Below are 21,264 nucleotides of genomic sequence, written 5' to 3'. Positions count from 1 at the left end.
TGCCCGATTTTGCGTGCAAACTTGCTTTGGCGCCAGGCGCGGGTCAGTTCACCCGGCTGATGCAGAAGTCGATGACGTCGATGAGCGCCGATTTCTGCGGCGTCGCCTCCAGCGGTGCCAGCGCATCGCGGGCGATCTCGCCGAAATGGCGGGCCCGTCCGATGGTGTCGGCAATGGCGCCATGGCGGGTCATCAGGCCGATCGCCTTTTCCAGGCCGGCATCGTCGGTGACATTGTCCTCGATGGCGCGCTTCCAGAAGGTGCGCTCGGCCTTGGTGCCGCGCCGGTAGGCGAGGATGACCGGCAGCGTAACCTTGCCTTCGCGGAAATCGTCGCCGACATTCTTGCCCAGCTCCTGGCTGGAGCCGCCATAATCCAGCGCATCGTCGATGAGCTGGAAGGCAAGGCCGAGATTCATGCCGTAGGAGCGCAATGCGGCGCGATCGTTGCGCGTCGCCGATGCGATGACCGGACCGACCTCGGCGGCAGCCGAGAACAGCGCCGCGGTCTTGGCCTTGATGACGGCGAAATGCTCGTCCTCGGTGGTATCGAGGTTCTTGGCGGCCGCCAGCTGCATCACCTCGCCCTCGGCGATGATCGAGGCGGCGCTGGACAGGATGTCGAGCGCTTCCAGCGAACCGACATCGACCATCATGCGAAAAGCCTGGCCGAGCAGGAAATCGCCGACCAGCACGCTCGCCTGGTTGCCCCAGATCATGCGGGCAGTCTTTTTGCCGCGCCGCATGCCGCTCTCGTCGACGACGTCGTCATGGAGCAGCGTGGCGGTGTGCATGAACTCGACCGCGGTGGCGAGCTTGACGTGGCCCTCGCCGGAATAGCCGAACATCTGGGCCGCCGCGAGCGTCAGCATGGGACGCAGCCTTTTGCCGCCCGACGAGATCAGATGGTTGGCGACCTCCGGGATCATCTCGACGTCGGAGCCGGCCTTGGACAGGATCAGTTTGTTGACGCGCCCCATATCGGCTGCTGTCAGGTCGATGAGATCCTTGATGGAGGCGGGTTCCCGCTTCCCGTTTTCGATGTTGAGAACGACACCCACCAACAAACACTCCCGTCTTTGATCACGCGTGCGACGGCACCCTGGTCCCGCCTGGGACTCTAGGGCGGCACATACGGGCACGGCAAGAGGCGAATTGGCGCGGCTGCGGTGACGGCGTGTCAACCTTAGCGACCGCATGCCGTTGCCCGAAAACCGCTCCACACTTTTCGGCGCCATGCTCCAGCGTTTACATCAACGCTGCAACCTGCGAACTTCGTCCGATGATAGAACTCGTGCGCACCAACGATGCCGTGATCATCTCCTTTGTCGAATCGCTGATGCGCGATGCCGGGATTGCCTGCTTCGTCGCCGACCAGAACATGAGCATTCTCGAAGGGTCGATCGGTCTTTTGCAGAAGCGCGTCATGGTCGATGCCGACCAGGCCGATCAGGCGCGGCGCATCTTGAAAGACGCCGGCATCGAGAACGAAATCCGCCAGACATAATGGCTGAAGCGAGCGCGCTTACCAGCGATACGCCGGCCCATACGGTCGATGCCTTCCATCGCGGCCGCTTCTGGCTGGTCCAGCCCAGGACAGGGCATCGCGCCGGGATGGATGCCATGATGCTGGCGGCAGCAGTTCCATCCGGCTTTGCTGGACGCCTCGCCGATTTCGGCGCCGGCGCCGGTGCGGCGGGTCTTGCCGTGCTGTCGCGCTGCCCAGAGGCGCAGGTCGTGCTCGTCGAACGGTCGACCGAGATGGCAGGCTTCGCCACAACCACGCTCGCCCATCCCGGCAATGCGCATCTCGGCAATCGCGCCTCGGTGCTGACCGCCGACGTCACGCTGTCGGGCCGGGCGCGGACGCAAGCCGGCCTTGCCGACAATTCCTTCGATTTCGTCATCATGAACCCGCCCTTCAACGCGGCGCAGGACCGCGCCACGCCAGATCCGCTGCGGCGGCAAGCGCATGTCATGGACGACGGGCTGTTCGAGAGCTGGATCCGAAGTGCGGCTGCCGTCGCCAAGCCGCGCGGGGGCCTGGCCGTCATTGCGCGGCCGGAACAGCTTGGCGACCTCCTCCATGCGCTGTCGGGCCGCTTCGGCGACGCCGAGATGCTGGCCGTGCATCCGCGCCCGGAAGCAGCCGCAATCCGCATTGTCGTTAGGGCAGCGCTCGGCGCGCGCGGCAAGCTGTCGATCCGCCCGCCTTTGATGCTGCATGGGCAAACGGGCGACGGCCCGTCGGAACGAACCGAGATGATCAACAACGGACTGGCGTCGCTGTTTGGCGATTGATTTGGGCCCGTCAGTGTCGTTGCCGCAAAACCGGCACACAGTTGGCTGAGATGGATTGCAGCATTGCCGTTGACCGGCAAATCCCTACATGCGTTGAAGCCATTTGGAGACAGCCACCTCGTGAACCGCCTTTTCAACCGCCTGCTGCCGAAATCCTGCCGATCCAGCGTCGTCACCATTCCCGTCATCAGGCTGCATGGCACCATCATGGCCGGCGACGGCCCGTTCCGGCCGAGCCTCTCCTTGGCGTCCACCGCCGCCCTCATCGAAAAGGCGTTCCTGTTCGATGCGCCCGCCGTCGCCATTTCGATCAATTCGCCTGGCGGCTCGCCGGTGCAGTCGCGGCTGATCTTCAAGCGCATCCGCGACCTCGCGGTCGAGAAGAACAAGAAGGTGCTGGTCTTCGTCGAGGATGTGGCGGCCTCGGGCGGCTACATGATCGCGGTCGCCGGCGACGAGATCTTTGCCGATCCGTCCTCCATCGTCGGTTCGATTGGTGTCGTCTCGGCCTCGTTCGGCTTTCCCGAGTTGATGAAGAAGATCGGTGTCGAGCGCCGTGTCCACACCGCCGGCCAGAACAAGGCGGTGCTCGACCCGTTCAAGCCGGAGAAGAGGGAAGACGTCGAGCGCCTGAAGGCGCTGCAGCTGGAAGTGCACGAGACCTTCATCGACCTGGTCAGGGAACGCCGTGGCACCAAGCTGAAGGACGATCCGGACCTGTTCACCGGCCTGTTCTGGACCGGCAAGAAAGGGCTGGAGCTTGGCCTCGTCGATGCGTTGAGCGACATGCGCACGGTACTGAAAACCCGCTTCGGCGCGAAAACCCAGCTCAGGCTGGTCACCGCGCCGCGTGGCCTGTTTGGCCGCATCGGCCTGTTCGGCTCGAACTTTTCAGCGCCCGATATTGCCGCCGCCGCCGCAAGCGGCGTGATCGATGCGGCGGAAGAGCGCGCATTGTGGGCTCGCTTCGGGCTTTGAAAAAGCAGGGAAAGAGTCTAGCATGAGGGCTTGACAGTCTGCCTTGCCGCCTTGCGAGGGAGGAGCTTTGAAATGCCACAGATCATTTTCTTCGCAGTTGTCGGCGCAGCCGCTTATTTCGGCTACCGCACCTTCGTCCGCGAGGCCGAACGTGTGACCGCCAAGGTGCGGCGCACCGAAAAGCAGGCAGCCAACGGCACCAACGGCACGCTGGTCCAGGATCCTAAGACCGGCGAATACCGCCTGGCCAAGGACTGAGCATCATCCCGTCAGCAGCCGACAGTTTGGATGCCGCAGCCCGGACGTGGCTTGCGCCCGCCAAGATAAATCTGGCGCTGCACGTCACCGGCAAGCGCGCCGACGGCTACCATCTGCTCGAGAGCCTGGTCGTTTTCACCCGCTTCGGCGACAGGGTCGAGATCGAGCCTGCCGACGCCGACCGGTTCTCCGTATCGGGCCGTTACGCGACTTCCGTGCCGATCGACGACAGCAATCTGGTGGTGAAGGCGCGCGAGGCGCTGCGCAGGCAGGCCGGCCAGCAGAGCACGCCGCCGGTTGCCATCCGGCTGGAAAAGAACCTGCCGATCGCATCCGGCGTCGGCGGCGGCTCAAGCGACGCGGCGGCGGTATTGCAGGGTCTTGTCCGGACCTGGGGGCTCGACATCGGCGAGGCCGAACTGAGCCGGATCGGTCTCACGCTCGGCGCCGACGTGCCGATGTGTCTTGCGGCAAAACCGCTGGTTGCGCGTGGCGTCGGCGACGAGCTGTCGCTGGTGCCGGATTTTCCGGCGCTCGCTTTGGTGCTGGTCAATCCCGGCGTCGCCGTCTCGACGCCCGATGTGTTCAATGCACTTGAAAAACGCGACAATGAAGGACTGCCGCCGCTGCCGCGCGGTTTCGATTTCCACGGCGTCCGCAATTGGCTGGAGATCACCCGCAACGATCTTGAGGAACCGGCGCAAGCAATACAGCCGCCCATCGGCAGAGCGCTTTCCCTGCTGAACAGGGCCGGATCTGGATTCTCGCGCATGTCGGGCTCCGGCGCGACATGCTTCGGACTGTTCGAGACCGGCAATGTCGCCAAGCGCGCCGCCGCCGAGATCCGCAGCCGCGAACCGGAGTGGTTTGTCGCCGCGACACGAAGCATCGCTTCGGAGGGGGCCGATGACCAAAATTGACGAAAGCCGCCCCTTCATCCCGGTGCGCATCGCGGTGCTGACGGTGTCCGATACGCGCAGCCTTGCCGACGACAAATCAGGGCGGACGCTGGCCGATCGCATCGTCGAGGCCGGCCATGTCCTGGCCGCGCGCGACATCGTCACCGACGACCGGGAGAAAATCCGCGACAAGGTGCTGGGCTGGTCGCGCGACGAAGACATCGATGTCGTCATCACCACCGGCGGCACCGGTTTTACCGGCCGCGACGTGACGCCGGAGGCGCTGGAGCCGATCTTCGAGAAGCGCATGGATGGCTTTTCCGAAGTGTTCCACCGCATTTCCTACGACAAGATCGGCACCTCGACAGTGCAGAGTCGGGCGACGGGCGGCGTCGTCAACGCCACCTTCGTCTTCGTGCTGCCGGGCTCGCCCGGCGCCTGCAGGGACGCCTGGGACGGCATCCTGAAACCGCAGCTCGACTACCGCCACATGCCCTGCAACTTCGTCGAGATCATGCCGCGCCTGGACGAGCATTTGCGGCGCGGCAAGGCCGCCTCGTAAACCAAGGCAAAGCCGGCCAAGTGCTGCCTTTGTCAGGCAGAATGGCGGCTGCGCCTTCGAGAGGTCATTTCCTCCGGGTCGTCGGGCGGATAGTCTGTCGCCAAGTCAAGACGGAAGAGATCCAATGAGCGCGCACCGCGGCGGCTGCCATTGCGGCAACATCCACCTGACGTTCGAAACGGGAATCGAGCCGGCCGAGGTGGAGATCCGCGCCTGCCAGTGCGCGTTCTGTGTCCGGCATGGTTCGCGCGCCGCCGCCGATCCGCAGGGCCGATTGATCGTCTCGGTCGAGGACGAGGCGCGGCTGCACCGATACCGGTTCGGATTGCGCACCGCCGATTATCTCATCTGCCGGGACTGCGGCGTCTATGTCGCTGCTGTGACCACCGACGGCGAACCGAGAGCGATCGTCATCGTCAATGCGCTGGATGACCGGCCGCGGTTCAACCGCGAGCCGGTCCCAATGGACTATGATGCCGAGAACAAAGAGGGTCGCATTGCCCGGCGGCAAGCGCGCTGGATGCCGGTCGAGATCCGCTCCGGCGTCAGCGGATGACCGGCTCGCCGTGGAAGCGGCGGCGCGAGGGCGGCGAGACGCCGAAGCCGACCTCCATCATCAGCCGTGGCGTGGTGGACGGCACGGTGCCCATGTGGAAGCCGAACGGGTCCTCGACGAAGCCGAGGCCGGCCTCGCCGGTCAGCGTGACCGGGCTGTCGTCGCCATAGACCTTGAGCACGTCTTGCGCCGGATGGCCGACCAGCAGCGTCAGCTGGTGCTTGAGGCTGCGCCTGTTGTGGCTGGCTTTGACATAGACATGCGGGCCGGTGCCGGCATCGCAGGGCTTGAGATAGAAGAAGAATTTCAGCATCCGCCAGTCGTCGAGATCGAAATGATATTTGCCGAGCGAGGCAAGGTTCTTGTCGGCGTCGGAAGCCTCGCCGGTCGGAAAGCTCCACCAGACACGCGTGGTGATCAGCTTTGCCTGCCCGCCCAGATAGTGCTGGGCGATGTCGAGCAGCAGCGGGTCGTTCTGGATGGCGAGTGCCGCCTTGCAGCCGAGGATGCGCTCGAAATAGTGTCCGCTGAGCAAAGAGCGGCCGAACCGCTTCTCGGCTTCTGCGTGTTCTCCGGGCATGAATTCGAGCCGGCGGTCGAAATTGCCGAAGCACGGCGTGCTCTGAGCAAAGCTGGCGATCTCTTCGTGGATTGCCTGCGGAAGGACCAGTCCGGAGAACAGGCCATCGGTGCGCAGCGCCGCGACGATCGACTTGAGGTCGACGCCCCTGAACATCGTCGCTCCGGCACTCTGCGCGGGGCGCGCGGCTTTGGCGCCAAGCCAGTGCAGCTTGCGCGCCGGCATGGTGCGGGCAAGCACGAACATCGGCAGCCATGCGGGATTTTCGCGCAGGTCGGACAGATAGGTCGGGATACGCACCGCAATGCGGCGGAGCAGGCTGCCGTTGCGGGCAATGGCTTCCAGACTGGGGGCGCCGGATTTGTCAGGGGACGAAAGGTTCATCGGGGTCCTCAGATATGAACGGCAGCAACGACGACGCGGCGCTTGCTTACCGCTCCGGCACTACCCAAACCCCGATATCCCGCATCAACGGAATGCTAATCCCGCGTCAGCTTTTGTGCAATGCACAATAGGTTTTTGCGGCGAAAAAGCCGGACGGCGCAGCGGACAGTGTCAATTCCGGGGGGACGCCGACGCTGCTCCTCATCCGCCCTTCGGGCACCCTTCTCCCTGGGAACGGGAAAAGGGAGAAACATCACTTCTTCGGCGCCAGCCAGATTTCGGCGTCGAGCCGCCTGGTGGCGAGACCGCGCGCAAGGGCTTCGGCGCTGTGCGCGTTCTTCGACAGGGCAGCGGCCTGGCGCTTGCTGATGACCAGCCCTTCGGCCAGCGCCCGGTTGCCCGAAAACACCCGTGACAGGAACGGCGTGCGGCTGCCGCGCGCACGGCAAAAGCGCGCCGGCATGGTTTGCCGCGCCGTGTGAGCGACAACGTCGTCGATCCAGCCCTCCGCCAGCCTTGCGCCGGGTTCCAGAAACAGCAGCCAGTCACCCTTCGCCTGCCTGATTCCCGCGGCAATGCCGCCGGCCACGAAGTGGCAGCCGGCATGATCGGCAACCCGATGCGTCTGGTCGGTCGAGCCGGTGTCGCAGACGATGACATCGCGCACCACGCCCTCGACCGCGCCGCCGATCAACGAGGCGAGCGTGCGGGCAAGGCCTTCTTCGTCATCCCGGGTTTCGATGAGAACGCTGAGCATTTTTAGCCGAATAGCGGAAAGCCCGGCGCAACGCCAGTTTTGCATGGCCCAACGAAAAAGTTCTTGCTTTGTTCTCATCAGCGAAATAGGATTATTTTCATGAACAGAGCGATTCGACAGCCAGCCGACAGTCCTTGGGAAAGGGCCAAAATGGAACATATCGTGCGTGCGGACATTGCTGCTTTCGGAGCAGGGCGAGCCGAGATGGCCAATGCGATGATCGAACAGAGCGGCATGCGCGTCCGTCCGGATCGCAACCGCGGCCGTTCCGCGGGCATCAACCCGTCCGGCCGGTTCGAGCCGGTCAGCCGGCATGTGTTCGACGACGGCTGGAATTCGCTGGAGGAATTGCCGCCGTTCAAGACCGAAGTGCAGGTCGAGAAGCCGCGCACCATCATCACCCGCAACGAATCGCCCGACATTTCCTTCGACCGCTCGATCAACCCCTATCGCGGCTGCGAGCATGGCTGCGTCTATTGTTTCGCCCGGCCGACGCATTCCTTCATGGGCCTGTCGCCGGGGCTGGATTTCGAAGCGAAGCTGTTTGCCAAGCCGGATGCGGCGCGGCTGCTCGACAAGGAACTGTCGAAGGATGGCTATCAGCCGCGCACCATCGCGATCGGCACCAACACCGATCCCTACCAGCCGATCGAGAAACAATACCGGATCATGCGCGAGATCCTCGAAGTGCTGGAGGCGCGCGGCCATCCGGTCGGCATCGTCACCAAATCCCATCTGGTGACGCGCGACATCGACATATTGTCGCGCATGGCCGAACGGGGCTTGGCCAAGGTGGCGCTGTCGGTGACAACGATGGACCGCATGCTGGCGCGCACCATGGAGCCACGCGCGTCGACGCCGACCAAGCGGCTTGAGGCGATCCGGCAGCTTTCCGATGCCGGCATCCCGGCCTCTGTCATGGTGGCGCCGATCATTCCCGGCCTGACCGACCAGGAGATGGAGCGCATCCTCGATTCGGCACGCGCCGCAGGCGCCCGCGAGGCCGGCTATGTCATCCTGCGCCTGCCGCTCGAGGTGGCGCCGATCTTCAAGGACTGGCTGCTGCGCCATTATCCCGACCGCTACCGGCACGTAATGTCGCTGATCCGTTCGATGCGCGACGGCAAGGACTATGATTCGGAATGGGGCAAGCGGATGAAAGGCGCCGGCCCCTATGCCTGGCAGATCGGCCGGCGCTTCGAGATCACGGCCAAGCGGCTCGGCCTCAACGCCGAGCGGCGCACGCTCCGAACCGACCAGTTTGTCGCCGCCGCCAAGGCGACCGAGCAGCTGATGCTGCTCTGAGAGTAGCGCCTGCCCTGCCCTCGTGGTTGGCAGGCGACCCAAGAATCCCGTCCGGCCTGTCCCCCGGCCTGCAGACGGTGCCCTCCCGGTCTTGCCCCACTCGACCTTGGAGGGACTTGCGGAGAATCGGAGCCGATGCGAACCTCGCCGCAACATGGCTCGCGCGCGTTCCGATTCTCCGCTTCTTTTCGAAATCGTCGAAAAGCCCGACTTCTCCTTCGAGACGAAGGCGATGGCTGAAGGCCTTTGGCCGGTGGCAGGCATGGACGAGGCCGGCCGCGGTCCGCTGGCCGGGCCGGTGGTGGCGGCGGCGGTGATCCTCGATCCCGCCAACATTCCCGACGGGCTAGACGATTCCAAACGGCTCAACCATTTGCAGCGCGAGGCGCTGTTCCTGAAAATCCTGGGGTCAGCGCTCGGCGTGTCGATGGCCTCGGTCAGCGCCGAAGGCATTGACGGCAGCAATATCCTCAAGGCCAGCCTGGAAGCCATGCGCCGCGCCCTTGCCGGCCTGCCGATCCAGGCAAAGCTGGCGCTGGCCGATGGCCGCGATGTGCCGCCGGGCCTCCTCTGCGAAGGCCGCGCGCTGATCAAGGGCGACCAGCGCTCGCAATCGATCGCCGCCGCCTCGATCGTCGCCAAGGTGATGCGCGACCGCATGATGTGCGGCTGCGGCAGCCATCACGAGCGCTACGGGTTCGAGGTCCATATGGGCTACGCCACCGTGCGCCACCGCACCGCGATCGAAGCGCATGGGCCGGTGGCAAGGCTGCACCGGGCATCATTCGCGCCGTTCAGGCTGGGTGGGGTTGAGGTGGTGGAAGAAGAAGGGTTTGTCGGGTTGGACAGCTAATCTCCCCGCTTGAGGGGGAGATGGCCGGCAGGCCAGAGGGGGTCGCCGCGCGTGAAGCGCTAGCCCTTCTTCGCAGCAGAATGCGTCGCGCCCGGTCGAACGGACCCCCTCTGTCGCCTTTGGCGACATCTCCCCCTCGAGGGGGGAGATCAGGCGCACCACCGCCTTCGCCAATCTCCGTCGCCGCTCAACAAAAAAGCCGCCAGGTTGCCCGGGCGGCTTGATGTCAGCGAGTTAACCCCGCTCAGTTCAGCCTGGCCTTCACGTCCTGCAGCGCGGACTTGAAAAGATCCGCGCCGGCCTTGGCGTCGATCTTGCCGGCGAGCAGCGTGCGGGCCGCCTCGACGGCGATGTCGACGGCGCTGGCGCGCACTTCGGCGACGGCTTCGCGCTCTGCCTGGCCGATCTTCTGCTCGGCAAGCGCAGTGCGACGGGTGACATAGTCTTCGGTCTTCTTGTGCGCCTCGGCGGCAAGCATATCGGCCTCGCGCTTGGCGGCAGCGACGATGGCTGCGGCCTCCTGCTCTGCTTCCTTGCGCTTCTTCTGGTATTGGCCGAGCAGTTGCTGGGCCTCTTCGCGCAACCGGCGGGCTTCCGCAAGCTCGTCGCTGATCTTGGTCGCACGGGCGTCGAGCGACTTGGCGATCAGGCCTGGCACCTTGATGTAAACGGCAACGCCGAGGAAAATGACGAGGGCAACCGTTGCCCAAAGCGTTGCGAGAGATGTGGCGTCCATGATGTGCTCCTCACCGGGCCACGGATTTGACCGCAGCCGAGATCTCGGCCTTGCTCGTCTTGCCGCCGACAAGCGCATCGACGATGGCTGAAGCGGTGTCCTCGGCAATCGTGCCGACTTCCTTCATGGCGTTGGCCTTGATGGAAGCAATGCTGGCCTCGGCCTCGCCGAGCTTCTTGTCGAGGGCGGCCTCGACCTTCTTGCGGGCAGCCTCGGCTTCAGCCTTGGCAGCGTCGTTGGCCTGCTGGCCTATCGCGTTGGCCTTGGCCTTGGCTTCCGCAAGTTCCTGCTCGTAAGCGGCAACGGCGGCGTCGGCCTCGCCCTTCAGCCTGGCGGCCTGGTCGAGGTCCTGCGTGATGCGATCGCTGCGGACGTCGATGATGCCGCCAAGGCGCGGCATCACCACCTTCTTCAGGAACAGATAGAACAGCCCGAACGTGATCGCCAGCCACAGAAGCTGGGACGGAAACGTCGCCGGATCGAATGGCGGGAACGTGCCGTGCGCCTCGGCAGGCACGCCGGCGCCGGAATGCGTGCCGCCTTCCGTACCGGTATGGGCGCCTTCAGCGGCGGGTGCGGACTCTTGCGCAAACGCAGATGTCACGAACATGGACTATCCCCTGATATCAGGCATGGCCGCAGGAATGCGGCCAGCCAATTCTTCCCAATGCTCGTCCGACCGATAATTGGCCGAACAGGGGCTCAGCCGAACAGGGCGAGAAGCGCGATGAGAAGCGAGAAAATGCCCAGAGCTTCGGTCACGGCGAAGCCGAAAATCAGGCGGCCGAACTGGCCATCGGCGGCCGACGGATTGCGCAGGGCGCCCGCCAGGTAGCTGCCGAAGATGTTGCCGAGGCCAATGCCCGCGCCGCCCATGCCCAGGCAAGCGATACCGGCGCCGATGTACTTTGCTGCTTCTGCGTCCATTTTAAACTCCTTTGGATCTGTAATTCGTTGCAATTCCATCCGGCGAAAGATGCCGGAAATTCTAGGTCAGTGCCCGGGATGCAGGGCGTCGTTCAGATACATGCAGGTCAGCACCGCAAAGACGTAGGCCTGCAGGAAAGCGACCAGCAATTCCAGCGCGGTCAGCGCGACTGCCATGGCCAGCGGCAACACCGAACCGGCAACGCCGACGGCGCCGAGCGCGCTCAGGCTGACGACGAAGCCCGAAAACACCTTCAGTGTGATGTGGCCGGCCAGCATGTTGGCGAACAGACGAACCGAGAGGCTGACCGGGCGCGACACGAAGGAGATCACTTCGATCAGCACCACCAGTGGCAGCAGGAACACCGGAACGCCATGCGGCACGAAGAGCTTGAGGAAACCCAGACCGTGCTTCGTGAAGCCGTAGACAACGACGGTTCCGATCACCAGGGCTGCGAGGCCGAAGGTGACGATGATGTGGCTGGTGACGGTGAAGAAGTACGGGAAAAGGCCAAGCAGGTTGGCGACCAGTACGAACATGAACAACGAGAACACGAAGGGGAAGAACTTCATGCCCTGCGTTCCGGCGGCGTCGCGCAGCATGTTGGAGACGAACTCGTAGCCCATTTCCGAAACCGACTGCAGGCGCCCGGGAACAAGGCTGCGGCTCGAGGTCGAGAGGTACAGAAACGCCGATGCGACGAGGACGGTCGCGACCATGAACAGGGACGAATTGGTGAAGGACAGGTCATAGCCGCCGATGTTGATCGGAATCAGCTTGACGATATGGAACTGGTGGATCGGATCGACCTTGTCAGCAGCCATTTACATCCCCGTCAAAGCCGCGAACGGCCTTAAGTGTCCTTGTGCGCCATTGGCGGCGCCATTTCATTCTTTCGGATCGTGCGACTTCTCGCTTTTTCCGAATTCCGCCACAACACCTGACGAACGCAGGACATTGAGCACGCCGGCGCCAAAGCCCAGCAACAAGCCGACGACCAGACCCCATGGCGAGGTTCCCGCCACGCGATCCAGAAACCAGCCAAGGCCCACACCCACCACTATCCCGGCGATGAACTCGCTGGACAGCTTGAGCGCCTGGCCATATCCGGCCGTCGCCTTCGCGCCGTCATTCCCCTCGAGCTGATCCGGCCGTCTTGTCGCAAGCGATGCTCCAAGCTCACGCCGGCGGCGTTCGAGATCTTCGTCGCGGATGTCGGCCTCGTGCTTGCTGCCGCGGCCGGTTTCTCCGGTTCCGTCTGGCCCGTTCTTGTCGGCCATCGTAACCCCCCTGCCCGGTCAGACCGTCACCGTCCGTCCGCTTCTAAAGTCGCCGGCAACATAGTTAGAGGGTTTGCGCCCGTCAAGCCACGGGCGGGACTTCAAAGCCATGTATTTTTTCTATTGGAATCAATCACTTGGCGAGGTGCGACATCGTGCCCGGCACTATCGGGTCGGCACATGCCCCGAATCCGTCCGGCGACCGTTGTCCGATTTCGGCTTCCAGGGCCTTTGCGGTTCGTTTGCGACAGGCAAGCCGAAGGGCTCAGCTCCAGCCGCCGCCATAGGTGCGGTAGAAGATATGCAGGCCGATCTTGGTCATCTTCTGCATCGTGCGCGCCCAGCCCGGATGGACGTAGTTGGCGTAGTAGTGGGTCGATGAGCCGACTTCGGGAATGAATATCTTGCCGGCGGTGACCGCCATCGCGACGTCCTGCGCGGTCTTGTAATGGGCGGGGCTCTCGATGCGCTTCTTGCGGCCGTCGCAGGCGAAGGAGAACTGGCAGCGGTTCAGCCAGTTGTCGTTCTGGTAGACGACGCCGCAAATCGAGTTCGGATAGGCCGGATTGCGGACGCGGTTGAGAATGACCTGCGCGACGGCGGCCTGGCCGCGCACGGATTCGCCGCGCGCCTCGAAATAGATGCCGTTGGCGAGGCAGGCCTGCTCCTTCGTGGAGAAGACGCTGGCCGGCAGCGGGTTCTGGATCCACGAATGATCGCCCTTGGCCATCGGCGGAATGAAGCGCCCGCTGCTCGGCTCCTCGTCCTGCAGCAGCGCTTCGAAGGGCGAGGCCTTGGCGTAATCTGGTTCGGCCTGGGCATAGGCGGTGGCCAGCACGTCCGGTCTGTCATTGTTGACGAGGGCGGCAAGCATGGCCGGCACGCCGGGATCGGGCTTCTTGTCCACATTGGTGTGGAAGGCCTGGGCGATCTGGATTTCCTTGCCCTTGATGCCGGGCTTGGCGAAGGCGAGCTTCAGGCCGCTGTCCATGCTCGGCCGCAGCAGCGAGGACGTGCGCTGAAAGATCGAGCCGGCATTGAAGTTCTTCGGCGGCGCCACCGGCGAGACCTGGATGATGCGGCCCTTCTTGTCGGCGCGCATGATGCGGTCCTCGTCGGGCGTGATGCCGGCGACATTGCCCTTGCCGCGAAACGAGACCTTGCCGACGCCGGGCAGGCGCACGCCCGAGCCCGAGAGCGAACCGGTGGTGACGGAATCGATGAAAGGCATTTCGGCGGCATGAACCGAGCCGGCGACGGAGCGCTCGACATAAGAGTTCCAGCGGGTGCCCGAAGCTTCGAGGCCGGAAATCAAGCTGCCCATGTCCTGGTAGGCGACGACGGTCGGAAAGCCGATCCAGATGCCGAGCCCGATGACCAATGGCGATACGAAGGAACGTTTTTTCTCACCGGCGGCGGCGGCCAGCCGCTTCAGGACACGTCGATGCACGGGGAACTCTCCAGAAACGCAACTGAGCCACTGGAGAGCCAAAGTGAAGCATTAACCTTGATGCGGGGTTAACGCGGTCGATCGTGTTGTTCCGAAGCGGCCCGAAATGGGACGCCGTTTGCCGGCCGGCAACCCGTCAGTTCGGCCGCAGGAAAATTGGCCATGCAATCATGGCGCAGAGCGCGCCCACCAGCCAGACGCCAGGCCACGACCAGATGAGCAGCAAAGCCGGAATGGCGGTCGGCACCACGAAGAAGGCGATGAAGACGAAGCTGTTGGCAAGACCGAGCGCGGTTCCGGCGCGGCTGGCGCCGGCAAGCGTGGCGAGTTCGGTGTAGGCGACGCCATGCCAGGCGGAGACCGAAATGCCGGCAACGACCAGCAGCACGGCGATCGCCGGGATCAACGCGGCATGGGCGTCTGGCGTGGCTCCTGCCGCCAGGACCAGCAGGCCGACGGCCGCGAAGCCAAGCGCGCTTGTCATGCTGCAGAGGCGCAGGAACCAGCGGCGGTTGCCATGGCGGTCGGTGAAGCGGCCGCTCCAGACGCGCATCACCATGGCGCCGGTCTGCACCGCGGCAAGGCTGGCGCTGATCGTGAGCGTGGCCATGCCGGCGAAATCGTGCAGGAAGACGGAGGCGAAGGTGAGCACCGCCACTTGCGGAAAGCAGAGCAGGCCGATGGCGGTGGCGATGCGCCAGACCTCGACATTGCGCAGCGGCGCCGGACCGCCCGACTTTGCCATGGCCATGCTGCCGGCATTGTCCAGTTCCGGCGGCTGGTGCAGCCACCGCCAGGCAAACAGCGCAGAGACGGCGTTCATGGCGGCCAGCAGCCCGAAGACCGCCGCGAAACCGTGCACCGATGCCAGCGACGGCAGGACCAGCGCGCCGAGCCCGCCGCCGAGCGGCACCGCGGTCTGCCTGATGCTCATGGCAAAGCCACGTTCGCCTTCGTGGAACCAGGCCATGATGGCGCGGCCGCTGGAACCGTTTACGCTGCCGCCGAGCAGGCCGGCGACCAGAAGGCACGCGGCCAGCATTGCGACGCCAGGCACATAGGTCACTGAGGGCACGATGAACAACGCCATCAGGGCGAGCCACGCCGCGGTCGCGCCAAGGCCGGTCAACAGCACGCCGCGATCGCCCCAGCGGTCGGTGAGCAGACCCCAGGGCAGTTCGCTCAAGGCAACGCCCAGTCCGAGAAGGCCGAGGACCAGGCCGAGATTGCCATTGCTCAAGTGATAGCCCGACCGCAGAAACACCGCCGCCGCCGGTATGCCGGCGAAGGTGGCGGAGAAACTGGCATTGGCGGCAACGCCGATGCCAAGCACCTTCCAGCGATGATTGGCGCGAAATCGTTCAGCCTTCGACGTGACGGCGGCGGCTCGGCCAACCCGGCCTGGCTCACAATTTGCGTCGGCAATCGACATGGCGGGACTCCTGTTGATGCCCCTTCGGGACCTTGACGCCTCGTCTTTACCGCCATAACTTCATCCCGAATATCGGGAAGTTTTTGACAATTGTTCCCGAAAAACAGGTTCGTTGTGATGCGCCGCGTAACCTTCGACCTCGATGTCCTCCGAAGCTTCGTCACCGGCATGGAACTCGGCAGCTTCGCCAAGGCCGCCGACCGGCTTGGACGCTCGACCTCGGCGGTGAGCGCGCAACTGAAGAAGCTGGAGGACCAGGCGGCGACGCCGATCTTCCGCAAGTCGGGCCGCGGACTGGCGTTGACCGAAGCCGGCGAAACCATGCTCGGCTATGCCAGGCGGCTGCTCGAGTTGAACGACGAGGCGGCCTCGGCCATCCACGACGTGGAACTGGAAGGCTGGGTCAGGCTCGGCCTGCAGGAGGATTTCGGCGAGGCGGTGCTGCCGGAGGTGCTCGGACGCTTCGCCCGCGCGCACCCCAAGGTCAAGATCGAGGCGCGGATCGGGCGCAGCTATGAACTCGCCGAGCGGATCACATCAGGCAATCTCGACATTGCGCTGGCCTGGGACAGCGGCCAGGCGCTGCCTTACAGCCGGCATGTCGGCGACGCGCAATTGCGCTGGATCGGGCCGGCAAAGCTGATCGAGACCAGGCTGCGCGAGGGCGAGGCACTGCCGCTGGTGGCACTGGAAGCGCCATGCCTGCTGCGCACAGTGACGACGGAAACGCTCGACCGCGCCGGCCTGCCATGGCGGATGGCCTTCTCCAGCCCCAGCCTTGGCGGCATCTGGGCGGCGGTCGCCGCCGGCCTCGGCCTGACGATCCGCACCGATATCGGCCTGCCGGCCAATGTCAGGGCGATGGCACCGCAAACGCTGGGCTTACCCGCGCTGCCGACCATGGCGCTGGTGCTGCACCAGAAAGACGCCGAACTGGACCCGGTGGCGGCGCGGCTGGCGGATATATTGTGGCACGCGGCGGTGGCGGCGCTGCCGCAGGACGAGCGGTTGAGAGAGGTCGCTTAGACGCGGTGATCACCCGGTGTCGCGTTCCGTCACACCCCCCTCTGTCCTGCCGGACATCTCCCCCTCAAGGGCCCTCAAGGGGGGAGATTGCTGTCATCAACGCTTTCGCCAATTTTTGATCTTGCAAGGTGAGAACGGCCGCAGCGGCTGCTGATCTCCCCCCTTGAGGGGGATGCCCGGCAGGGCAGAGGGGGGTGCTGCCCCGCCAATCTTGCGGAGAATTTCGCAACCGTCACCGCTCACTTGCGCTTGTTCGCTCTCCCCGCGAACGGGTTGTCCGAAGTCCGCAGCGCTATCCTGATCGGCACGCCGGGCATGTCGAAGGCTTCGCGCAGGCTGTTGGAGAGGTAGCGGACATAGGATTGCGGCATCGCGTCGGGCCGCGAGCACTGGACGACGAAACCCGGCGGCCGGGTCTTGGCCTGGGTGACATATTTGACCTTGAGCCGGCGGCCGGCGACGGCGGGCGGCGGGTGATGCGCCAGAATGCTTTCCAGCCAACGGTTGAGCTTGCCGGTGGAAACGCGGCTGTTCCACACCTTGTGCGTCTTGATGACGGCATCCATCAGCTTGTCGAGGCTGCGCCCGGTCTCGGCCGAAACCGTCACCGCCTGGATGCCGCGCACCTGCGGCAAAAGCCGTGTGGTCTTTTCGCGCAGTTCGGCCAGCAGTTCCTGCGGATTGTCGATCAGGTCCCATTTGTTGAAGGCGATGACCGGCGCCCTGCCCTCGCGGATGATCAGGTCGGCGATCTGCAGGTCCTGCTTCTCGAACGGGATGGTGGCGTCGAGCACGATGATGACGATCTCGGCAAAGCGGATGGCGCGCAAGCCGTCCTGCACCGACATCACTTCCAGCTTTTCATGGATCCTGGCCTTGCGGCGCATGCCGGCAGTGTCGAACAGTTTCAGCCGGCGGCCATGCCAGTCCCAGTCGACGGAGATGGAATCGCGGGTGATGCCGGCTTCCGGGCCGGTCAACAGCCGCTCTTCGCCGATCAGCGCGTTGATCAGCGTCGACTTGCCGGCATTGGGCCGGCCGACGACGGCAATGCGCATCGGCTTGGTGTCGTCATAGGCGGGTTCGGCGTCGGGATCGGTGATGTCCTCGCCGATCAGCACCTCGCTGGCGGCGACGTCCTCGGCCTCGTCTTCTTCCTCGCCGAAGGCGCGGTCTTTGCCCAGCGCCTCGATCACCGCGTCGCGCAGATCGGGCATGCCCTGGCCATGCTCGGCCGAGACTGGGATCGGCTCGCCCAAGCCCAGTTCCCAGGCTTCAAGCATGCCGCCCTGGGCGCCCTTGGCCTCGGCCTTGTTGGCGACCAGCACGACCGGCTTGCCGGACTTGCGCACGATTTCGGCAAAGGTCCGGTCGTCGGGCAGCAGGCCGGACTTGGCGTCGATGGTGAAGAAGATCAGGTCGGCCTCGCGGATGGCGATCTCGGTCTGCGCGCGCATGCGGCCGGGCAGCGTCGAAGCGGCGGCGTCCTCGAAGCCGGCGGTGTCGATGACATCGAAATGCAGATCGTAGAGTTTGGCCGCGTGGACGCGACGGTCGCGGGTGACGCCCGGCGTGTCGTCGACAAGCGCCAGCTTCCGTCCCACCAATCGGTTGAAAAGCGTCGATTTGCCGACATTGGGCCGGCCGATAATGGCGACTTTGAAGCTCATCCGGCTATCCATATCATCGCCCAAACCGCAGCGCGCCCTTGGGTCAGGCCCGAGGGCAGGCTTTGGGCGATGCGTATCATGACGCGCCCGAGCCGCGGATCAATTCCGACATCAGCGTCGCCCGCTGGCGCGCGTTGCGCGGGGCGCCGTCATCGGCGGCGATCTGGTCGAACAGTTTCAGCGCATCCTGGGTCTTGCCTTCCTTCCAGGCGGCAAGGCCGAGCGCTTCGCGCGCTGTGTGGCGCAGCGTGTTGTTGTCGGCGGTCAGCGCCTCGACGCGGCTGGAGACGTCGGCGAAGGAGCCGTGATCGACGAGCAGCAGGGCGGCCCGCAGGCGCGCCATGTCGCGAATGCCCTGGGGAATGGCGTTGTCGGCGGCGACGCCATCGAAATCGGCGACGGCGGCGGCAAAGTCGCCCTTGTCGGCCTTGACGGTCGCCGCGCGCATGCGGGCGAGCAGCGGATAGGCGCCGTAGCCGTCCTTTTCCAGCTGTTCGAGGGCGGTCAGCGCCTCGTCGCTCTTGCCGTCATTGGCAAGCTTCAGCGCCTGCGAGAAGGCATCGCCGGAGCGGTTGGCGCGCGTCTCGTCCCAATAGCGGTAGCCGACGAAGGCGGCGGTGCCAAGCACCACCAGGATGGCGAGGCCAAGGATCGCCGGACCAAAGCGGTCCCATAGCGCCTGCGCCTGCTCGCGACGGATCTCGTCGTTGACTTCGCGGATAAAACTGTCGTCGGACATCAATCAAAACCATTGCTGCCCTAACAGGGGCGCTTCTTGAGCCCGCGTTTTAGCGAAATTTCGCGGGCATGGAAGGGGCTCGGCAGGAAAATCGGCTAATCGCCGGGCGCATAGCTGCCGACGTTGATCGCACCCACGCCACATTTTGCCGATAGCCGGCTTGGACTGCCTCCAGATCAAGCCCAGATTGCCGATGCCACGTTTGTCCCGCGTTGTTGCGTTTTCCTCAGCCGTGCTTGCCATGGCTGGTGCGGCTTTCGCCGACCCGCCGGCGCCGCCTGCCCCGGCAAAGCCGAAGCAAATCGTCATCATCTCGTTCGATAGCGCCCGGGAGATCTCGCAATGGCAGCGCAGCCGGGCGCTGGCCAAGCGCACCGGCGCGCATTTCACCTACTTTTTGTCCTGCGTCTTCCTGCTGTCGCCGCAGACGCGGGCCGACTACACAGCTCCGGCCAAGTCCGCGGGCAAATCCAACATCGGCTTTGCCGCTTCGAAGCAGGACGTCGCCGATCGGCTCGATCAGATCGGGCTCGCCGCTTCGGAAGGCCACGACATCGCCAGCCATGGCTGCGGCCATTTCGACGGCAAGGACTGGAGCAAGGCCGACTGGCTGAAGGAATTCGCCTCGTTCGAGCGCATTCTGGAAAACGCCTATGCGATCAACGGTATTGAACCCGAGCCCAAGGGATGGCGCGATATTGCCCATGCCGTTGTCGGCTTTCGCGCGCCGTACCTCTCGACCAGCAAAGGGCTCTATGAGGCCCTGCCTGAAGCCGGCTACCACTATGATGCCAGCGGCGTTTCGAAAGGCCCGGTCGAGCCGCCGACCGGCGGCGGCTTGACCCGCTTTTCGCTGCCGCAGATCCCGGAAGGCCCTGATGGTAGGCTGGTGATCGCCATGGACTACAATCTCTATGTCAGGCATTCCGGCGGCTTCGAGCGGCCAAGCCAGGCGGCAGACTTCACCGAGCGGACGTACCAGGCGTTCCGCGCCGCCTTCGACAGGCAATATCAGGGCAAGCGCATCCCGCTGGTGCTCAGCTTCCACTTCACGCCGATGAACAACGGCGCCTACTGGGACGCGCTGGAGCGCTTTGCCGGCGAAAACTGCGTCAAATCAGATGTCGAGTGCATCAGTTTTCGCGATTATGTGCAGCGGCAACGTGGTAGCGAGAGGCAGGCGGCGGTGGGCGGCTGAGCCGCCAACCGTCTATGCAGATAGGATCAAGCCGGGTCGGGTTCCTTTGCCTGGCGCGCGAGGAAACGACGATCGATATCGGGAAGCGGCTCGCCGTGGATAATTGCCTCGAAGGCACGCAGGCGCTTGTAAATGGACAGAAGCTCGACAATCGTTGTCCACGCATTGACGAGATATTGGAACGAGGAGCGCACTTGCCCGAAGGCATCGAGAATTCGGTTCAATAGACCCAAACTGATTTTGGCGGCCACCATCGTTGGGACCAATACTATATAAGGGAATATATTATCTATCTGAAGATAGAATATGCGAGCCACATTGAAATACATGTAGTGGAAGTAAAGCCTAAAGTAATTTCGCCGCACGTTGTTAAATAGTTCGGCGACAGTGGGCGGCCGAGCACGATTCGGATCATCTTCACCATAAACAAGTTCTTTTCGATAGGCAGCCTCGACGCGCTGGTTACGGAATTCGAGGCCTGGCAACTTGATGCCGACGAGCGCCAAGAAAGTAGTCCCAAAAATCGACCAAACAATCGCTACCACCACTAGGGAGTAAGGGACCTCTCCGACGATTGGCAATTCAGTTACATTTTTCGACAGAACGAGGAGAACGGGCAAGAATGCGATCAGCGTCATTACCGAGCGGACCAAATTCACACCGAGTGCTTCCATCGTCGTGGAAAAGCGCATGGTGTCGTCCTGGACACGCTGCGACGCTCCTTCGATAGTGCGAAGCCTGTCCCAATAGAACATGTAGTATTCATTCATCGCCGTGCGCCAGCGGAAGATCCAATGGCTCACAAAAAATAGGTTAAGGACACCCACGGCAACGGCCAATCCAGCGACCCAGGAGATGGTCAGCAGTTGGCTGTAGAAATCCCACGGCGTTGTCGAATACGCCTTGCCGAGCGCCCGCTGTATGAGATCGTAGAACGGTCCGTACCAAGCGTTAAAGGCTACATCCACTTGAACCTGGAAATAGATCACGAAGAGAATGAGCGCGGACCCAAGGATCGACCAGTTCTGCCAAGGATGGGGTGAATACCACCTCCAAAAGCCAGCGAAAAGCGCTACGCCCGTGCCGTAGTATAGGTAGAACCAGACGAACGGGTCAGACCAAAAGACTTCAACGCCAACGGGCGTGTCGGCTGCCACCGGAGCAAGCCCAATCAGGGTACCCAGCTCTTGGCCGCCGAAAAACCAAATTATGATGAGCAAAAGGCTCCAGACGGCGGCCGAGGTGAAAAACAGCTTCGGCTGCGGGAAGAAGGATACGAACACTGTGGTGAAATCCTCGGTCGGTGCGCAAATCAGCGGGGTTCAGCGGGCATAAAGTCACACATTAGGTGGAAAGCAAATGCCCGTACCCGA

The 21,264-nt window shown here is 63.8% G+C and carries 24 protein-coding genes; 11 read left to right on the top strand and 13 right to left on the bottom strand.

All coding sequences use genetic code 11. The features are described 5' to 3' along the window. Positions 1-43: 43 nt before the first annotated feature. Positions 44-1,060 (bottom strand): polyprenyl synthetase family protein, encoded by a 1,017-nt coding sequence (locus NKJ58_RS21950; protein WP_023668471.1) that lies wholly within the window; start codon positions 1,058-1,060, stop codon positions 44-46. A gap of 221 nt (positions 1,061-1,281) precedes the next feature. Here NKJ58_RS21950 and NKJ58_RS21945 point away from each other — a divergent pair, with 221 nt between their 5' ends. From NKJ58_RS21945 to NKJ58_RS21915, 7 genes are all read left to right on the top strand, one after another. After that, on the top strand, positions 1,282-1,506 hold the full coding sequence (locus tag NKJ58_RS21945; protein WP_023692106.1) for a putative signal transducing protein: 225 nt from the start codon (positions 1,282-1,284) through the stop codon (positions 1,504-1,506). Beyond that, positions 1,506-2,300: a tRNA1(Val) (adenine(37)-N6)-methyltransferase gene (locus NKJ58_RS21940; RefSeq protein WP_023702056.1), complete on the top strand. Its 795-nt coding sequence runs from the start codon at positions 1,506-1,508 to the stop codon at positions 2,298-2,300. Before NKJ58_RS21945 ends, NKJ58_RS21940 begins: the two co-directional genes overlap by 1 nt. A 120-nt stretch (positions 2,301-2,420) precedes the next feature. Then, positions 2,421-3,278 carry a S49 family peptidase gene (locus NKJ58_RS21935; protein ID WP_352853791.1) on the top strand — a complete coding sequence of 286 codons (858 nt, stop codon included), beginning with the start codon at positions 2,421-2,423 and terminating at the stop codon, positions 3,276-3,278. A 72-nt stretch (positions 3,279-3,350) separates the two neighbouring features. Next, entirely contained in the window at positions 3,351-3,536 is a 186-nt protein-coding gene (locus NKJ58_RS21930; protein WP_023668475.1) for a membrane protein, read from the top strand. 26 nt (positions 3,537-3,562) lie between these two features. Next, positions 3,563-4,456 carry a 4-(cytidine 5'-diphospho)-2-C-methyl-D-erythritol kinase gene (locus NKJ58_RS21925; protein WP_352519966.1) on the top strand — a complete coding sequence of 298 codons (894 nt, stop codon included), beginning with the start codon at positions 3,563-3,565 and terminating at the stop codon, positions 4,454-4,456. Then, complete coding sequence (gene moaB / locus NKJ58_RS21920; RefSeq protein WP_023732120.1) at positions 4,443-4,997, top strand: molybdenum cofactor biosynthesis protein B; 555 nt, start codon at positions 4,443-4,445, stop codon at positions 4,995-4,997. The genes NKJ58_RS21925 and moaB overlap by 14 nt, the downstream gene beginning before the upstream one ends. A gap of 124 nt (positions 4,998-5,121) precedes the next feature. Further along, positions 5,122-5,553 carry a GFA family protein gene (locus tag NKJ58_RS21915; protein ID WP_023709898.1) on the top strand — a complete coding sequence of 144 codons (432 nt, stop codon included), beginning with the start codon at positions 5,122-5,124 and terminating at the stop codon, positions 5,551-5,553. Here NKJ58_RS21915 and NKJ58_RS21910 read toward each other — a convergent pair. Together NKJ58_RS21910 and NKJ58_RS21905 are read right to left on the bottom strand one after the other, a co-directional pair. Further along, complete coding sequence (locus NKJ58_RS21910) at positions 5,543-6,517, bottom strand: hypothetical protein (protein ID WP_023806763.1); 975 nt, start codon at positions 6,515-6,517, stop codon at positions 5,543-5,545. The genes NKJ58_RS21915 and NKJ58_RS21910 overlap by 11 nt on opposite strands. A gap of 253 nt (positions 6,518-6,770) precedes the next feature. After that, complete coding sequence (locus NKJ58_RS21905; protein ID WP_023687105.1) at positions 6,771-7,274, bottom strand: glycosyltransferase; 504 nt, start codon at positions 7,272-7,274, stop codon at positions 6,771-6,773. A 150-nt stretch (positions 7,275-7,424) separates the two neighbouring features. On the opposite strand from NKJ58_RS21905, the gene NKJ58_RS21900 reads away from it, so the two are divergent. After that, entirely contained in the window at positions 7,425-8,579 is a 1,155-nt protein-coding gene (locus NKJ58_RS21900; protein ID WP_023684378.1) for a PA0069 family radical SAM protein, read from the top strand. A 154-nt stretch (positions 8,580-8,733) separates the two neighbouring features. Beyond that, positions 8,734-9,432 (top strand): ribonuclease HII, encoded by a 699-nt coding sequence (gene rnhB, locus NKJ58_RS21895; RefSeq protein ID WP_023726390.1) that lies wholly within the window; start codon positions 8,734-8,736, stop codon positions 9,430-9,432. 244 nt (positions 9,433-9,676) lie between these two features. Here the strand turns inward: rnhB and NKJ58_RS21890 are convergent, their stop codons facing one another. The 7 genes from NKJ58_RS21890 to NKJ58_RS21860 form a co-directional block, all read right to left on the bottom strand. Then, complete coding sequence (locus NKJ58_RS21890; RefSeq protein WP_023668483.1) at positions 9,677-10,168, bottom strand: F0F1 ATP synthase subunit B; 492 nt, start codon at positions 10,166-10,168, stop codon at positions 9,677-9,679. Between the two features lie 10 nt (positions 10,169-10,178). Beyond that, positions 10,179-10,778, bottom strand: a complete 600-nt coding sequence (locus NKJ58_RS21885; RefSeq protein WP_023668484.1) for a F0F1 ATP synthase subunit B — start codon at positions 10,776-10,778, stop codon at positions 10,179-10,181. 92 nt (positions 10,779-10,870) lie between these two features. Further along, positions 10,871-11,095 (bottom strand): F0F1 ATP synthase subunit C, encoded by a 225-nt coding sequence (locus NKJ58_RS21880; protein ID WP_006206606.1) that lies wholly within the window; start codon positions 11,093-11,095, stop codon positions 10,871-10,873. Positions 11,096-11,161: 66 nt separating this feature from the next. Beyond that, the gene (locus NKJ58_RS21875; RefSeq protein ID WP_023668485.1) at positions 11,162-11,920 is read right to left on the bottom strand and encodes a F0F1 ATP synthase subunit A; all 759 of its coding nucleotides are present in this window, start codon (positions 11,918-11,920) and stop codon (positions 11,162-11,164) included. 63 nt (positions 11,921-11,983) lie between these two features. Beyond that, positions 11,984-12,376: an AtpZ/AtpI family protein gene (locus NKJ58_RS21870; RefSeq protein WP_023668486.1), complete on the bottom strand. Its 393-nt coding sequence runs from the start codon at positions 12,374-12,376 to the stop codon at positions 11,984-11,986. Between the two features lie 265 nt (positions 12,377-12,641). Continuing rightward, positions 12,642-13,826, bottom strand: a complete 1,185-nt coding sequence (locus NKJ58_RS21865; protein ID WP_023668487.1) for a cell wall hydrolase — start codon at positions 13,824-13,826, stop codon at positions 12,642-12,644. A 136-nt stretch (positions 13,827-13,962) separates the two neighbouring features. Next, on the bottom strand, positions 13,963-15,258 hold the full coding sequence (locus NKJ58_RS21860; protein ID WP_352519965.1) for an MFS transporter: 1,296 nt from the start codon (positions 15,256-15,258) through the stop codon (positions 13,963-13,965). Positions 15,259-15,375: 117 nt separating this feature from the next. On the opposite strand from NKJ58_RS21860, the gene NKJ58_RS21855 reads away from it, so the two are divergent. Then, positions 15,376-16,284, top strand: a complete 909-nt coding sequence (locus NKJ58_RS21855) for a LysR substrate-binding domain-containing protein (protein ID WP_023668489.1) — start codon at positions 15,376-15,378, stop codon at positions 16,282-16,284. Positions 16,285-16,523: 239 nt separating this feature from the next. Here NKJ58_RS21855 and der read toward each other — a convergent pair whose 3' ends face one another. After that, positions 16,524-17,954, bottom strand: coding sequence for a ribosome biogenesis GTPase Der (der, locus tag NKJ58_RS21850; protein ID WP_023692116.1), 1,431 nt, complete (start codon positions 17,952-17,954; stop codon positions 16,524-16,526). Between the two features lie 76 nt (positions 17,955-18,030). After that, complete coding sequence (locus tag NKJ58_RS21845; protein ID WP_023729304.1) at positions 18,031-18,693, bottom strand: tetratricopeptide repeat protein; 663 nt, start codon at positions 18,691-18,693, stop codon at positions 18,031-18,033. A 193-nt stretch (positions 18,694-18,886) separates the two neighbouring features. Here NKJ58_RS21845 and NKJ58_RS21840 point away from each other — a divergent pair, with 193 nt between their 5' ends. Then, positions 18,887-19,891, top strand: a complete 1,005-nt coding sequence (locus NKJ58_RS21840) for a polysaccharide deacetylase family protein (protein ID WP_023834492.1) — start codon at positions 18,887-18,889, stop codon at positions 19,889-19,891. Positions 19,892-19,917: 26 nt separating this feature from the next. On the opposite strand, the gene sbmA is transcribed toward NKJ58_RS21840, so the two are convergent. Continuing rightward, on the bottom strand, positions 19,918-21,174 hold the full coding sequence (gene sbmA, locus NKJ58_RS21835; protein ID WP_023668493.1) for a peptide antibiotic transporter SbmA: 1,257 nt from the start codon (positions 21,172-21,174) through the stop codon (positions 19,918-19,920). Positions 21,175-21,264 lie beyond the last annotated feature (90 nt).

This window comes from Mesorhizobium sp. M0139 (genome assembly GCF_040322455.1).
Lineage (GTDB): Bacteria > Pseudomonadota > Alphaproteobacteria > Rhizobiales > Rhizobiaceae > Mesorhizobium.
This window is presented reverse-complemented; position numbering and strand designations above follow the sequence as displayed.